Raw genomic sequence first — 14,560 nt, 5'->3', positions numbered from 1 at the left:
CGCGTGCGACCGGGCGGAAAGCATCGCCTCCCGGGCGGCGCGGTGGAATGCTGGCGAGCATGACTGAAGCCAACCGTCCACCCATGGTCAAGCGTCAGTGCCCCGCCGTCGTCACGCTCCCGCAGTCCGATGTGGATCACTTCAACAGCCTGCCGCACGCCGCCTTCATGATGGAGCAACACCTCCGCTGCGAGCTCGTCGCCGGGCACGAGAGCACCCACTGCGCCCTCGTCCAGGGCGTCGGCAACGACCTGCACTGGGCCTCCTGGCCCGTGTACACGGTCGAGTTGGCGCCGCGCTGCCCGGCCGAGGCCGGGCTGAAGGGGCCGGAGCACGTCAGGGAACCCGACTTCTGCCTGCTCCGCGAGGGCCACCCCGGGGACCACTTCGGCGAGACCTGGTTCTGATCCCCCGGCGCCCCCCGGGAGCGCCCCGCGTCACCGGCCCCGGACGACGATCGCCTCGCGTCCGCGGTCCGGTCACTCCTCCCGGGCCGTGGCCACCACCTCGGTCATGGCCAGCAGGAACCGCCGGGCCGTCGCCAGCTCCGCGGGGTCGAACCGGCCCATGGCGGCCATCAGATCGGCGATCAGCCCGCCGAAGAAGCCCTGCCCGAGCTCCACCGCCCGCTCCTCGACCACCAGCCGGACGCGTCGGCGGTCCCCGGGGTCGCGCTCGCGGCGGATCAGGCCGAGCCGCTCCAGCCGGTCGACCAGGCCGGTGGTGCCCGCCGAGTTCAGCCGCAGCGCCTCGCCGAGCCGGCCCGGCGTCACCACCGTCCCGGCCCGGGCGGCGTCCAGCAGGTGGATCAACGCGCGCAGGTCGGTCGGGTGCAGGCCGTGGCGGCCGGCGAACTCCGCTCCGAACAGGTCCAGTTCGACGGTCAGGCCGCGCAGCAGATGGACCAGCCGCATCGGCTCCTCGGGTTCGTCCACCTCGTTCTCCTTCCGCTCCAGGTGCGGTGGCACTATTCTCTCGCTCAGCGAGATTATTGTTCAGCGAGTAATTTTGCCACCCGCCGGAGGACAGCAGAATGTCAGCACGCGCCTCACGCTCCTCACGAGCCTCACGAACCCCGCAGGGCACCCGGACCACCGGCGTGGGCGGCGCCGACGATCCGCTCGATGCGTTCCTCGCCGCCTACGACGCCGTGCTGGCCCGCTGGCCCGTCCCCGTCGAGCCGCTCACCGTCCGGACGCCGCACGGCACCACCCGCGTCAACGCCTGCGGTCCCCGCGACGGGCGGCCGCTGGTCCTGCTCCACGGCGGCGGCGCGACCTCCACCGGCTGGCTCGCCGCGGTCGAGGCGCTCACCTGCGCCGGGCACCGCGTCCTCGCCGTCGACCTGATCGGCGACCCGGGGCGCAGCGTCCACGACGGCGCCCCGCTCGGCGGTGTGCCCGGCCTGCTGGGCTGGCTGGACGCCGTGCTCGACCGGCTGGACGTGCCCGAGGCCGACTTCTGCGGTCACTCGTACGGCGGGTGGATCGCCCTGGAGTACGCCCTGCACGCCCCCGCCCGGGTCGGCCGGCTCGCCCTGCTGGATCCGACCCAGTGCTTCGCCGGCTTCCGCGCCGGCTACCTGCTGCGCGCGCTGCCGCTCTTCCTGCCGCCCCGCTCGGCCGGCCGGGCCCGCGCCTACCTGGACTGGGAGAGCGGCGGCAGCGGCCTGGACGCCGGCTGGCGCGAACTCTACGCCCTCGGCCACGCCGGGTTCCCGGCCTCCCGGGTGGTCACCGGACCTCGCCCGACGCGTGAACGACTGGCCGTCCTCGGGGCGCCGGCCCTGGTCCTGCTCGCCGAACGCAGCCGTACCCACGACGCGCGCCGCGTGGCCGCGTCGGCCCGCGAGGCCCTGCCCGGCGCCATCGTCGCCGTGCTGCCCAAGGTCTCCCACCACACCCTGCTCACGGCCCGGCCCACCGAGCTCACCGACCGGCTCACGTCATTTCTGTCCGGCGCCGCGTGACCGGCTTCGAACCGGAGGGCGGCGGGCCCAGTAGCTCACGGGCCGTCCGAGCGGAACGGCCGCGGCGCCGGCCTACCGCCATCCACCCCGTGGGTCCCGGGCGGCGCACACCGGCCGGCCCGGGTGCGCGGGTCAGGTCGACCGGCCGGGCGGACGGCGGGTCAGCGGACGGACGGTTCAGTAGATCAGGTAGCCCGGCCGGTGGCCCTCGTCCTCGATCTCGCCGGTCGCCTGGGCCCGTAGCTTGCGGGACAGCGCCTCCAGGGCGCGGGAGGCGGCGACCTCCTCACCGATCCGGGCGAGCGGGCGGTCCTCCGCGCTCTTGAGCGACTCTCCGTGGGCGCTGAGGCCCGGTGCCCTGGCACCGGTGAGCCTCGCGTCGCATCCCGTGTGCACGCCGTCTTCCTCGAAGCTCAGCTCCACATCCCACTGGTTGTGCATGCCACACCTCCTGGCGCCTGCCCCCGTCGCGCCCACTCGGGCCGGCACGGTTGCGGACCCGTGGCGGCTGCTCACACCAGCGTGCGCCCCCGGCGCCCGGGGCGGCAAGCGCGGCCCCGGGCGCCGGGGCCGGCAGCGGAAGCAGCCGTCCGGCCCAGGCCGGCCCGCGTCCCGGCGGTCGGGTCAACGCCCCGGCGGTACGCTGGCGGAAACGTGCCACGACCGCCGTCGAACCACGGATCGCCGGTCCGGCGCGGGCAGCGACATTCGGGTGGTCCCTTCGTGGTGGTCTTCCTCCTCGCACTGAGCGCCGCCTGCTGCCTGGGGCTCGGATTCGTCCTCCAGCAGCACGCGGCACAGCGTGCCCCGCGTGCCGACCTGCTGCGCTGGCGGCTGCTGCTGGACCTGCTGCGGATGCCCGAATGGCTGCTCGGCACCGGGTTCATGGTCAGCGGTCTGATCCTCTCCGCACTCGCCCTCAACCAGGGCGAGGTCTCGCTGGTCGAGCCGCTGCTCGCCACCAATCTGCTGTTCGCGATGGCGCTGTCCCGGGTGCTGACCCGGCAGAGCCTCGGCCGGTCCGGCTGGGCCGGCGTGCTGCTGCTCGCACTCGGTGTGACGGCGTTCATCGTGGCCGGCCGCCCCACCGGGGGCGGCGAACCGGCCGGGGAGCTGCGTCACTGGGTGGTGGTCGGCACCGTGGTCGGCCTGACGGTGCTGCTGGTCTCCACGGCCCGCCGGATGCCGCTGTTCGAGGAGGCCACCCTGCTCGCCCTCGCCGCCGGCCTGCTCTACGGCCTCCAGGACGCGCTCACCCGTACGACGACCCTGCGGCTGGACCACGACGGGCTGGACGCGGTGCTGCGCAGCTGGCAGCCGTACGCGGTGGTGGCGGCGGGGGTGGTCGGACTGCTGCTGGTGCAGAGCGCGTTCGAGGCCGCCCCGCTGCGGATGTCGCTGCCCGCGCTGACGGCGGCCCAGCCGATCACCGGGATCGCCTGCGCGGTGGGCTTCCTCGGCGACCGCCTGCGGGTCACCCCCGGTGCCCTGGCCTGGCAGGCCGCGGGACTGGTGGCGGTCGTCATCGGGGTGATCGTGATCGGGCGCCACCCGGCCATGCCCGGCAGTGGCCACCGGGCGGTCCCGCGCGCCGCCGAAGCCGCCGAAGCCGCCGACCGCCCGGACGGCGGGGACTCGCCGGACTCCCCGGACGGCCCGGACTCCCCGGCCGGCGCGGGCCCCACCGACCCCACCGGCTCCCGGTAGCCGGGCCGGCCAAGGAACGGCGGCGACCCATGTGCTGGAGCGCGCAGGCGGACCTCGTCGCCGGCGGGGTGGTATCGGGCATCGGCGTCCTCTGCCTGGTCCGGACCCACCGCGCGGGACGCCCCGAGCGACTGCCGCTCGCGGCCCTCCCGCTCGTCCTCGGCGTGCACCAGCTGATCGAGGCCGCGGTCTGGCACGGCGCCGAGGGCGGCCTCCCCGCCGGTCCGGCCGGGTGGGCCCGGACCGCGTGGGCCGTGATCGCGTTACCGCTGCTGCCCGTCCTGGTCCCGGTGGGGGTGTGGGCCGCCACCCGCGACCGGGCCCGCCGGCGCCCGCTGCTGGGCTTCGTCCTGCTCGGCCTGCTGGTCGCGGTCCCGCTCGCGCTCGCCGTCGCGACCCGCCCGGTGACGGCCACCGCGCACGGCCACACCCTCGGCTACGCCGTCGGCATCCCGCACGCGGCGCTCCTGCTGACCGGCTACCTGGTGGCGACCGTCGGCCCGCTGCTCCTCAGCGGCGACCGCCTGCTGCGCCGGCTCGGCCTGCTCACCGGGGCGGGCGCCGTCCTCTGCGCGCTGCTCTGGCGGCTGGCCTTCGTCTCCACCTGGTGCGCCCTGGCGGCCCTGGCCAGCCTGCTGCTCCTGCACTGGACGGCCCGCCCGCCCCGGGACGCGGCCCCGGCCGGCGACCCGGCGGCGTTCTGACGCCACCCGTCGGCCGTGGCCCCGGGCCCGCCCGCCCCGGGGCTCACAGCAGCGCCTCCGGCGGCATCCGGTGGACGCCCGGGAGCCGGGTGTCGAGCTCGCCGGGCTCGAAGCGGCACATCCCGACCGCGTGCCAGAACTCGCCCACGACGTCGCCCTCGTACTTGTACGCGCCGGACGGCAGCAGCGCCGCCCAGCCGTCCGGTGCCCCGAGCAGGGTCGCCCGGGCCGTGGGCGCGCCGTCGGCGGGGACGTCCCAGAGCCGCACCGTGCCGTCCTCACCGCCGCTGGCCAGCAGCGATCCGTCCGGGCTGAAGGTCACCGCCAGGATCCGGCCGGTGTGCCCGCGCAGCCGTCCGAGGTCCTGCCCGGTGCGGGGGTCCCAGAGCCGGACCACCCGGTCGTCCCCCGCCGTGGCGAGCAGCGACCGCCGGGGGTGCACCGACGCCGTCCAGAGCCGGCCGGCGTGGCCGGTCAGCCGGTGCCTGATCCCGCCGTCCGCCCAGACCACGGCGTCGCCGTCCCACGAGGCGCTGGCCAGCCAGGAGCCGTCGGCGCCGAACGCGACGCCGTACACCCGGTCACCGTGCCCGTCGTGCCGGGCCTCGATCCGGCCGGCCTCGATGTCCCAGATCCGGACGCTGCTGTCGTCGCAGCCGGTGGCCAGCCGGCGCCCGTCCGCGCTGAACGCGATCGAGCGGACCCGGCCCCGGTGCTCGCGCAGCGTGGCGACGTGGGCGCCGGTGCTGCGGTACCAGATGCGGACGGTGTCGTCGTCGTTGGCGGTGGCCACGAAGACGCCGTCGGCGCTGAACGCCTCCGCCCAGACGTGCTCCGTCTCGACGTCCATCTCCCGCAGGTACTCACCGGTCAGCGCGTTCCACAGGTAGAGGTCGCCGTCGTTGCTGGCGGTGGCCAGCACCGGCCCCTGCGGGCTGAACTGCGCCGAGACCAGCCGGCTGCTGCGCCCCGAGAGCTCCCTGACCCGGCGGCCCGTGGCGGGCTCCCAGAGCCGGACCACGCCGTCGTTGCCACCGGCCGCCAGCACGCCGGCGTCCCCGCTGAAGGAGAGCGAGCCGATCCGGCGCCCGTGGCCGCGCAGCAGTTGGCGGCTGCGGCCGGAGGCCGGGTCCCAGAGCCGGACGGCGCCGTCGTTGCCGCCGGTCACCAGCAGCGTGTCGGCCTCCGCCCCGCCCGGTCCGGCGCCGGGGCGGAACCGGCAGGCCCAGACCGAGCCCCGGTGCTCGGGCGGCTGGCGGCGCGGGGCCACCACCTCGCGCCCGCCCGGGGCGGGCGGCCCGACCCGCCACACCCGGACCACGCCGTCGCTGTCCCCGGCGGCGAGCCGGCCGCCGCCGTCGTCGAAGTCGACCTGGTAGACCGAGCCGGTGCAGCCCTCCAGCCGGCCGGCCGCCGTCCCGTCCTGCGGGTTCCAGAGCCGGATCTGACCGGCCGTGTCGCCGCTGGCGAGCAGGTCCCCGTCGGGGTGGAAGGCCAGCGTGTAGACCCGGCCGCCGTGCCCCTCGAAGGTGTGCAGCAGGCGTCGCCCCGCGACGTCCCAGACCCGGACGGCGCCGCCCGGGGCTTCCGGGGCCGCGTCCGCGGCACCCCGGACGGCCGCGCCGTCCGCACCGGCGTCGCCGGTGGCCAGCAGCGTCCCGTCCGGGCTGAACCGGGCCCGGAAGACCGTCCCGCGGTGCCCCGGGAGCTCGGCGACCCGCTGCCCGGTCGCGGTGTCCCACAGCCGGGCCCCACCGAGCCGGTCACCGGTCACCAGCAGGGCGCCGTCCGGGCTGAAGACCGCGGTGTAGACGGGTGCGGCGTGGCCGGTCAGCCGGCGCAGCAGCCCGCCCGTCGCGGTGTCCCAGAGGGTGACCGTCCCGTCGGCGTCACCGGTGGCGAGCAGCGCCCCCGTCGACTCCAGCGAGACCGGCCAGACCCCGCCCGGGTGGACGTCGAGGCGGTGCAGGCACTCCCCGGAGACCTGGTCCCAGAGCCGGACGGTGCCGTCGGCGCTGCCGGTGGCCAGCACGCTCCCGGCGAACTTCACCGCGTAGACCCGGTCGATGTGGTCCTTGAGGGTGCGCAGGGCGACTCCGGTGAGCGCGTCGCAGACCAGCACGCTGCCGTCGGCGCTGCCGACCGCGAGCAGCTGGCCGTCGGCGCTGAAGGCGACCGGTTCGGGCAGCCGGGCGGTGCGCACGCCGAACCCGTACGGCACGCCGACCTCCGAGGGCCGGAAGCCGGCCTCGACGGGCAGGCCCGGTGCGATGGCCGCGGCACGCAGTTCGGGGGCGGCCAGCACCTCGTCGTCGGTGACGGTGGAGATCAGGGCGGCCCGCTGCCAGCGGCTGCCCCGCAGCCGGGCGCCGCGCAGATCGGTGCCGATCAGCCGGGCACCGCGGAGGTCCGCGCCGGAGAGGTCGGCGCCGGAGAGGTCGGCCGCGTCGAGCCGGGCACCGGCCAGCCGGGCGCCGCGCAGCGAGGCCCCGGCCAGGTTGGCGCCGAGCAGCCGGGCGTCGGTGAGGTCGGCCTGGCCGAGGTCGACGCCGGAGAGGTCCCGGTGGGAGAGGTCCTCGCCGGCCAGCGCGGCGCCGCGCAGGTCGGTGTGGGCAGGCACCCTCAGCCGGGCCAGCACCTTGACGGCGTTGAGCCGCGCGGTCTCGTCCGCCTCGCCGGCCCCGTCCAGGACGTCGTGGGCCCACTGCTGGCAGAGCTGGTGGTCGGCGAGGTCGCAGAGGAACTCGACCGCCAGCCGGCTGAGCGGGCGCCGGGTGAGCAGCTCCGACTCGCCGTTCCCGAGCGAGGCCGCCGCGGCCCGGGCGACCAGCCACTCGACCACGGAACCGTGGATGAACTGGAACACGCCCTCGTCGGACCGGACGAGCAGACTGCCCGATCCCACCGCGTGCGCGAGCTGCGGCGCGGGCAGGTGGCTCCCGGCCAGGCCGGTCAGCGCACCGGAGAGGTCGAGCAGTTCGTCGTACGGCAGGGAGGTGCGGCTGGTCTCCCAGAGCCGGACCGCGAGCGCGGTCACGGCCTCCCAGAGCTGGTCCAGGCCGAGGCCGGGCGCGGCGCCCGGGCCGCCCTGGCCGCGCCGCTCCTCGAACTCCAGCCAGGCGGTGAAGACCTCCTGGTAGAGGCCGGCGGCGCTGAGCGCCCGGCCGGCTCCGGCGACGGCCCGCAGCCGGTCGTGGTCGAGGTCGGCGACGAAGCTCAGCAGCCGGGGGTTGCGGCAGAGCGCGAGCAGGTCGGGGATGGCCTCCAGCAGCCGCATCCGGCGGTCGGCGGCGGCCTCGTCGCCGTAGCGGTTGGCCAGGTAGCCGCGGATCTGGGCGGTGGTGAAGTCCTGGACGGCGATCAGCCGCCGCTGCGGGAGCAGGCCGACCCGCTCGCCGAGGGCGGTGAGCACCTGTTCCTGGGAGCTGAAGTGCTGGGTGCGGCTGCTCACCACGATCTTGGCGTTGTCCACGGCGGCGTCCAGCAGCACCTGGAGGTGGTCGGCGGCGCGCTCGTAGCTGACCCGGTTCAGCAGTTCGTCGAAGCCGTCGAACAGGAGGACCACGCGCCCCTGCCGGAGCATGTAGCGAAAGGCCCGCAGGTCGAGGGTGTCGACGCCGTGGGCGGTCAGGTGGGCCGCCACCAGGCCGTCGAAGGAGTGCGCCTTGTCCAGTGCGCTGAGGTCGATGAACAGCGGCGTCAGGTGCGGGAGTTCGACCGGGATGCGGCGGGCCAGCTCGCGCAGGGCGAAGGTCTTGCCGTGCCCGAAGTCGCCCAGCAGCAGCAGGAACCGGCCGTGGTCGGAGTCCAGCAGCCGGAGCATCTCGTCGACCAGGCCCTCGCGTTCCTCCCCGCCGGGGCGCTCGGCGTCCCGGTAGCGCTGCGGCAGGTAGAGGCCTGGCTGGTACTGGCTGTCGGCGGCCAGCCGCTCGCTCTGCGCGGCGACGTGGTCGCGGAGGTCGAGCAGGCCCTGGAACTCGATGAAACTGCGCAGCCGGACGCCGCGCCGCCGGGCCCGGTCGCGCAACTCGCGCGGCGGGGGCGGGCCGTCGTGGACCAGCTCGGCGTCCGGGGCGCTGCCGGCGGCGTGCACCTCGTCGACGAAGCGGTCGACCTCCTCGGCGGTCGGGGTGTGCACACAGACCGCGACCCGCTGCTGGCGGACGAATCCCGACTCGTTCCAGGTGACGAAGAGCTGGGGCGGCGAGCCGGCGACAAAGCGGATCTGGGCGCCCTGGTGCCGGGTGCGGCAGACCTCGGCGACCCGGGCCAGCAGGGTGTCGAGCGGGGAGGGCAGTTCCCTGGTCTCCCGCTCGGCGGCGGGCACCGGGGCGGGGCCCGCCGCGGGCGGGGTGTCGGGGGCGGCCCGGTCGGGCGGCGGGGGGAACGCGCGGTGCGCCCGGTGCCAGCCGACCGCCGACCGCCGGGGCTCGGCGCCCGGGGCTGTGCCCGCCCCCGGGGCGGCGCCGGGGCTCGGGCTGGGCCAGTGGGTGAGCCCCTCGCGGGTGAGCTGCAGCAGCTGGTGCGCGCCCGGGGCGGTGGCACCGAGGACCCTGAGCTCCCCGGCGGAGGTGGGCAGGTCCTGGAGCGCGGCGCGGCCGTCGGCCGGCCCGTGCAGCAGCAGGTGCAGCCGGGGCGCGGTCAGCCGGGTGAAGCGGTCGACGTCCCGGAGCGGCTCGGCGTCCTGGCCCGCCCGGGCCGACCGGGCGCCCGCCGGCCGGGGCGTGACGGGGTGCCGGACGCCGCCGATCCGCAGCCAGCCGTCGTTCTCGTACGGGCGCAGCGCCTGGGCGAACCACGCGGCCTGCTCGGGGCCGAGCCAGCCGTACCGGTCGTCGGGCCGGTGGCTGTGGGCCATCGAGGAGTTCAGGCCCGCGACGACCGTCCCGAGCTCGGGCACGGGGAACAGCGTCCAGGGCTGGTCGCTGTCGAAGACCACGTCCAGCCCCTGGTAGAACTCCTGGAACAGCCGGGCGTAGTGGCGCCACTTGGGCCAGTACGGCGGGGTGGGCCGCAGTTCGTCCGCCTCGCAGGTGGCGAAGTAGGCGCGGGAGGCCGCCTGGCTGACGTCCTGACCGCCGGGGACGATCGCCACCCGGTGCGGCTCCAGCCCGAGCAGGGAGCGCATGCCGGTCAGGAAGGCGAGGGCCTGCTCGCACTCCCGGGGGCTGCCGGACGCGGTGAGGTCCCCGGTGACGACGACCAGTTCGGGTGCCGGGGCCCCGGCGTCGGCGAGCTCGACGAGGTCCCCCCAGACGGCGGCCTGGAGCTCCGCGGGATCGGTGCCCCGGCCGAAGGACGGGCCCGCCAGGTGCAGCACCGTGACCGACTCCCGCCCGCCCGGGTGGCCCGCCGCCGGCGGGTACTCCGGCCGCACGGAGGGCCTGCGCCGGCCGGACCGCCCGGTGCCGCCGACCGGCCGCAGCGCCTGCGGGGCCGGCTCCCCGTCCTGCTGCGCCCGGGCGGCGGGCGGCGCGCCCGCGGCGCCACCCGGATAGCCCGGCCGCAGCTCCGGCCGGGCCCGGCCGTCCATCGCCTGGGCGACCCTGGCGAGCAGCAGGTGGCGGGCCAGCGCGGGGTCGGTGACGGTGGCCAGGTCGATGTAGGTCAGGGTGGCGAGCAGGCCGTCCACCGGGATGTCCTCGATCCGGACGGTCAGCAGCCTGCGCTCCGGGGCGTCGGGGTCGGCGCGCAGGGCCGCCTGCCACTCCATCCGGCCGTAGCGCGAACGCTCGTAGTGGCGCGAGAGCAGCGCGATGACCGCGGCGGACTCGGTGACACCCCGGTCCATGAAGTCGACGAAGTTGGTCCCCGGGACGAAGTCCCACGCCTGGAGGAAGGCTCGGTAGCCCGCGTCCTCCAGCGTCCAGGCGATCCAGGCCGCCCACCGTTCGTCGGCGGGCGAGTAGCTGATGAAGAAGTCGATCGGCCCGGGGCCGCCCGGGTTCACGTCATAAGCCCCCATGGGGCCAGCTTATGGCCGATCGCCGACGAGCGACCCCGGTTCGGACCCACACTCGACCAACCACCGCTCGTATGCGACCCTGACCACCGTGCTTGCCTACTGGCCCAACGTCAAGCGGCTCCACCCTCTCGACTGGGTGGCTGCTGCGCTGCTCGCCTGCGGGCTGCTCCTCCTCGCCACCGGACTGCTACCGACGGACTCCGCCGGGGCCGCGATCTCCCGGATCGCACCCCTGCTCGCCTTCCTCGGAACCGTCATCGTGCTCGCCGAACTCACCAGCACCGCCGAGGTGTTCGACGTGCTGGCGGCCGGGGTGGCCCGGACCGCCCGGGGCAGCTACGCGGCGCTGTTCGTGCTCTGCGTGGCGCTGGCCGCCGTCACCACGATCACCCTCAACCTGGACACCACGGCCGTCCTGCTGACCCCGGTGATGCTGGCGCTCGCCTCGCGGGTGGGCATCGCGCCGCTCCCGCTGGCGATGACCACGGTCTGGCTGGCCAACACCGCGAGCCTGCTGCTCCCGGTGTCCAACCTGACCAACCTGCTGGCCGCCGAGCGGGTCGCGCTCTCCCCGAGCGGCCTGGCCCGGGTGATGTGGGCGCCGCAACTGGCCGCCGGCCTGATGACCATGGCCTGCCTGTGGTGGTTCTACTGGCGGCGCGACCGGCGCGGCGCGAACGACTACGACCCGCCGCCGGCCCACCGGCCGGCCGACCGGGTGCTGTTCAGGATCTGCGCACTGACCTGCGCCGGGTTCCTGCTGACCAGCCTGCTGGCCGACCTCCCGCTCTGGGTCGCCTCGGGGGTGGCGGCCCTGGTGGTGGTCGTGGCGTTCGCCGTGCGGCGGCCCGAGGCGCTGCGGGCCTCGCTGATCCCGTGGCGGCTGCTGGTGATGGTGCCGGGGATGTTCCTGGTGGTGCAGACCTTCGACGCGCACGGGCTGCACCGGGTGCTCGCCGCGGCGATCGGGACGGACGGCGGGGTGCTCGGGATGTTCCGCGCCTCGGCGGTGGGCGCGGGGCTGTCGAACCTGCTCAACAACCTGCCCGTGTACCTGGCCGGCGAAGCCGCCGTACCGGCCGGCAACCACCAGCAGCTGCTCTCCCTGCTGATCGGCACCAACATCGGCCCGCTGATCACACCCTGGGCCTCGCTCGCCACCCTGCTCTGGTACGAGCGGTGCCGGTCGGCCGGGCTGCGGGTACCGCTGCGCAGCGTCGCGGCGACCAGCGCCGTCCTGGCCGTCAGCGGGGTGGCGCTGGCCACCGCGGCCCTGACCCTGACGTCGTGACGGCGTAGCGGCGTGACGACGGTGGCCGGGGATGGCCGGTGGTGGCCGGAGGTGGCCGGAGGTGCACGGGGCGGGGAGACTCGACTCCGCTGCCCGTCGCCTCAGCCGTGCCCGGCGGCCGAGGCGGCCCGGGCCACCAGGTCCAGCAGATAGGGCAGCGCCTCCGGTCGGCCCGCGACGAAGCTCCGCGCGGTGTCCGGCCGGCCGATCCGCCCGCTGAACCGGCCGCCGTCCAACCCGCGGACCACCACACCCGCCTCCGCCGCGAGCAGGTACCCGGCGGGCAGGTCGATCTCCTCCGGCAGATAGCCGACGAAGCCGTCGATGTCGCCCCGGGCCAGCATCGACCAGGCCAGCAGCGGCGCCCAGAGCTGCAGGAGCCGCTGGGAGCCGGCCTCCAGCTCCGACTTCAGCGCCCGGAGCAGCCGGTCATCGGTCGCGATGCCGTGCCCCTGGGTCCAGGCGAGCACCGGCCGGGCCGCGGCGACCGCACGCGCCGAACGGGCCGCACCCGCCGTACCGCAGAGCCGTCCCTGCGGGCCGAAGGCACCGGCACCGTGGACGGCCCACCACGTCCGGCCGATCACGGGGTCGTGCACGACCCCCACGACCGGCTCCTCGTCCACGCAGAGCGCGATGCCGACCACATAGGCCGGCAGCCCGATCACCACGTTGTTGCTGCCGTCGAGCGGATCCACCAGCCAGGTGCGGCCCGGCGCCGCACCGCCGGCACCGCCCGCTGTCGCACCGCCCTCCTCGGCGACGATCCGGTCGCCCGGGAAGCACTCCGCGAGCCGGCTGGTCACCAGGGCCTCGGCCTGGAGGTCGAGTTCGGTGACCACATCGCCGTCCTCGCCCTTCGTGCAGACCCCGAAGGCGTCCTGGAACCGGGCGCTCAGCAGCGCCCCCGCCTCCTCGGCGGCCCGCACCGCCACACCGCACTCGAACGCGAACGGGAACGCCGGGGCGCCGTCACGCTGCCTGATCGGGTCCACTGATCCTCCTCGCTGCCTCTCCGGCGATCCGAGCCGTCTGGTCGGCGTCGCAGAGCCGGCGCACCACCCGGCGGGCCGGACCGTCGACGGGCCCCAGCACGACGTCCACCGATCCGGGCACGGACCGCCCCAGCACCACCGTCGCCGCCGACGCGGCCCCGGTGAGGAGGGTGGTGTGGAACTCGCCGGCCGCCAGGGTGTACGTCTCTCCGCGCGCGCTGCGCTGCTCCACCACCGGCTCCCAGCGCACCAGTCGCGGGGTCGGCCGGATCTCGTCCGCACCCCCGCGGCTGTACACCTCGAAGGCGCGGTGCGTCGGCCGCCGCGGCTCGTCCAGCACCCGGACCCTCAGGTTGCCGACCCGCCCGTAGAGCACGCTGCTCTTCAACTCCCAGCTGTGGCAGTGGATCTCCGGCGGAGGCGCGGGCGGGTGCGCTGCCGGTTGCGGGGGCGGGTGCGCCGCCCGGCGCAGACCGGGCATGACCGGCCCGAAGACGTGCACGCAGACCCCGCACGCGCCCTCCCGCAGGACCGGCAGGCAGTAGAAGCCGAGCGGGTGGGCCACCGCGCGCAGGGGTCTGCTGCCCGAGGCGATCTCCGCCAGGATCCCGCCGACCAGCCCGTCGAGCCCGCCCGGTTCTTCGGGCAGGCCTGGTTCGGACGGCGCGCCCGGGCCACCCCGGCTGTGCTGATCTGCCCGGCTGCCCCGGCCTGCCCGGCCGTCCTGGCCTGCCCGGCTGTCCTGGCCTGCCCGGCTGTCCTGGCCGGCCGGTCTGTCCGGCTCACCCGGTTCGGCCGCCGCCCCGGTCCGCCCGGCGGCCCGGTCGAGTCTCGTGAAGAGGTCCATCGTCTCCCGCCTCCGGCGGCTACCTGCGGTAGGGGTTCTCCGCGTGCAGCGCCCTGTCGATGATGTCGCCGACGTCGCGGTCCGAGAGGGCCGCCGGCAAGGGGATGCCGAGCTGCTCGAAGAGCCGCCGTGCCTCGTCGACGGTGGGGTCCTCGCTGAGCGGCTCGGTGTCCCGCAGGTCGAGCTTGAGCGCCTGCTCCCGGTAGTGGTGCAGCTCGGTGACGTAGTAGTCGTAGAGCGGACGCCCGCGCTCGACGTAGAGGCTGACCCGCCGCGGATCGTCCTGAGTGATGATCAGACAGGACGCGGAGAGGTCGAAGCGCAGCGTCGGGACGACGGACGACAGGTGGACGTCGATCTCCAGGGTGTCGAGCCGCTGCCGGTACCACGAGGCGGCGAGCACGGTGGCGTACGACTCCTTGCGGGTGCGCTCGACGCTCCAGCCGTCCTGCGCGACGGAGTCCCGCCGGCTGCTGAACGTCTCGCGGAACCGCGAATAGGCGGCACAGGCCCGCTCGTCCCCCGGGTGCACGATATCGATCTTGACGGTGAGCGAACGGCGCCTGCGCTGCGCCTCCCGCACGCACTCGGGCAGGGTCACGGCCCGCAGATAGGTACCGGTGCCGCCCTTGAAGACCCACCGGTCGGTGTCCTGCCGGGCTCCCTCCAGGGCCCGTTCGAGATCCATACCGGCCAGCTCGCGCACCGAGGTCAGACTGTCCAGCGCCTGCCGCGCGCCGGCCGTGGCCTCCCGGATGTCGGCGATCCGGCGCTTGCGCTCGGCCAGCGACCCGTAGACCACCGCGGCGAGCACCAGGAGCGTGGCACCCGACACGACGTTGTCACCGAGCACTCCCCCGAACATGTCGAGCAACCCGACGGTCAGCGCGCCGCAGAAGGCGACGACACCGTCCGAGTTCCTGAGCGCCCAGGCGATCGCGCCCTCCAGCCGCCGCCCGGACCCCGAGCCCCCGTTCGCCACCCCGCACCCCCGTCCTTCGCCCACCAACATGGTAGGTCAGCGGTCCAGTTGACGCCCAGACAGTTCACTGCCGGAACGGAGCACGAAGGGCGCGCTTCGA

At 75.6% G+C, this 14,560-nt stretch carries 11 protein-coding genes; 5 read left to right on the top strand and 6 right to left on the bottom strand.

Annotated elements, in window-relative coordinates; all coding sequences use genetic code 11:
- The first annotated feature begins 59 nt into the window (after positions 1–59).
- Positions 60–407, top strand: a complete 348-nt coding sequence (locus tag ACIF6L_RS29195) for a hypothetical protein (RefSeq protein WP_329490922.1) — start codon at positions 60–62, stop codon at positions 405–407.
- A gap of 72 nt (positions 408–479) precedes the next feature.
- Here the strand turns inward: ACIF6L_RS29195 and ACIF6L_RS29190 are convergent, their stop codons facing one another.
- Positions 480–914, bottom strand: a complete 435-nt coding sequence (locus ACIF6L_RS29190; protein ID WP_396490628.1) for a MarR family winged helix-turn-helix transcriptional regulator — start codon at positions 912–914, stop codon at positions 480–482.
- 185 nt (positions 915–1,099) lie between these two features.
- On the opposite strand from ACIF6L_RS29190, the gene ACIF6L_RS29185 reads away from it, so the two are divergent.
- A complete protein-coding gene (locus ACIF6L_RS29185) occupies positions 1,100–1,969 on the top strand; it encodes an alpha/beta fold hydrolase (RefSeq protein WP_396490470.1) in 870 nt (289 codons plus the stop codon).
- Between the two features lie 177 nt (positions 1,970–2,146).
- On the opposite strand, the gene ACIF6L_RS29180 is transcribed toward ACIF6L_RS29185, so the two are convergent.
- Positions 2,147–2,410, bottom strand: a complete 264-nt coding sequence (locus tag ACIF6L_RS29180; protein WP_329490920.1) for a dsRBD fold-containing protein — start codon at positions 2,408–2,410, stop codon at positions 2,147–2,149.
- 282 nt (positions 2,411–2,692) lie between these two features.
- Here ACIF6L_RS29180 and ACIF6L_RS29175 point away from each other — a divergent pair, with 282 nt between their 5' ends.
- Together ACIF6L_RS29175 and ACIF6L_RS29170 are read left to right on the top strand one after the other, a co-directional pair.
- Complete coding sequence (locus ACIF6L_RS29175; RefSeq protein WP_396490468.1) at positions 2,693–3,676, top strand: DMT family transporter; 984 nt, start codon at positions 2,693–2,695, stop codon at positions 3,674–3,676.
- A 29-nt stretch (positions 3,677–3,705) separates the two neighbouring features.
- Positions 3,706–4,380, top strand: a complete 675-nt coding sequence (locus ACIF6L_RS29170) for a DUF6629 family protein (RefSeq protein ID WP_396490466.1) — start codon at positions 3,706–3,708, stop codon at positions 4,378–4,380.
- Positions 4,381–4,423: 43 nt separating this feature from the next.
- On the opposite strand, the gene ACIF6L_RS29165 is transcribed toward ACIF6L_RS29170, so the two are convergent.
- The gene (locus tag ACIF6L_RS29165; RefSeq protein WP_396490464.1) at positions 4,424–10,345 is read right to left on the bottom strand and encodes a TIR domain-containing protein; all 5,922 of its coding nucleotides are present in this window, start codon (positions 10,343–10,345) and stop codon (positions 4,424–4,426) included.
- A gap of 88 nt (positions 10,346–10,433) precedes the next feature.
- Between ACIF6L_RS29165 and ACIF6L_RS29160 the strand changes: the two genes are divergently transcribed.
- Positions 10,434–11,636 carry an SLC13 family permease gene (locus ACIF6L_RS29160; RefSeq protein ID WP_396490462.1) on the top strand — a complete coding sequence of 401 codons (1,203 nt, stop codon included), beginning with the start codon at positions 10,434–10,436 and terminating at the stop codon, positions 11,634–11,636.
- A gap of 101 nt (positions 11,637–11,737) precedes the next feature.
- Here ACIF6L_RS29160 and ACIF6L_RS29155 read toward each other — a convergent pair whose 3' ends face one another.
- The 3 genes from ACIF6L_RS29155 to ACIF6L_RS29145 are packed head-to-tail and all read right to left on the bottom strand — an operon-like array spanning position 11,738 to position 14,460.
- Positions 11,738–12,631 carry an inositol monophosphatase family protein gene (locus ACIF6L_RS29155; RefSeq protein ID WP_396490460.1) on the bottom strand — a complete coding sequence of 298 codons (894 nt, stop codon included), beginning with the start codon at positions 12,629–12,631 and terminating at the stop codon, positions 11,738–11,740.
- A complete protein-coding gene (locus ACIF6L_RS29150; protein ID WP_396490459.1) occupies positions 12,609–13,478 on the bottom strand; it encodes a hypothetical protein in 870 nt (289 codons plus the stop codon). The genes ACIF6L_RS29155 and ACIF6L_RS29150 overlap by 23 nt, the downstream gene beginning before the upstream one ends.
- A gap of 19 nt (positions 13,479–13,497) precedes the next feature.
- Positions 13,498–14,460, bottom strand: a complete 963-nt coding sequence (locus ACIF6L_RS29145) for a hypothetical protein (RefSeq protein WP_359835965.1) — start codon at positions 14,458–14,460, stop codon at positions 13,498–13,500.
- Positions 14,461–14,560: the final 100 nt, after the last annotated feature.

This window comes from Kitasatospora sp. NPDC086009 (assembly GCF_044540385.1).
Taxonomy (GTDB): Bacteria; Actinomycetota; Actinomycetes; order Streptomycetales; family Streptomycetaceae; genus Kitasatospora.
The sequence above is the reverse complement of the archived record's forward strand: the minus strand, read 5'-3'. Positions and strand labels throughout refer to the sequence as shown.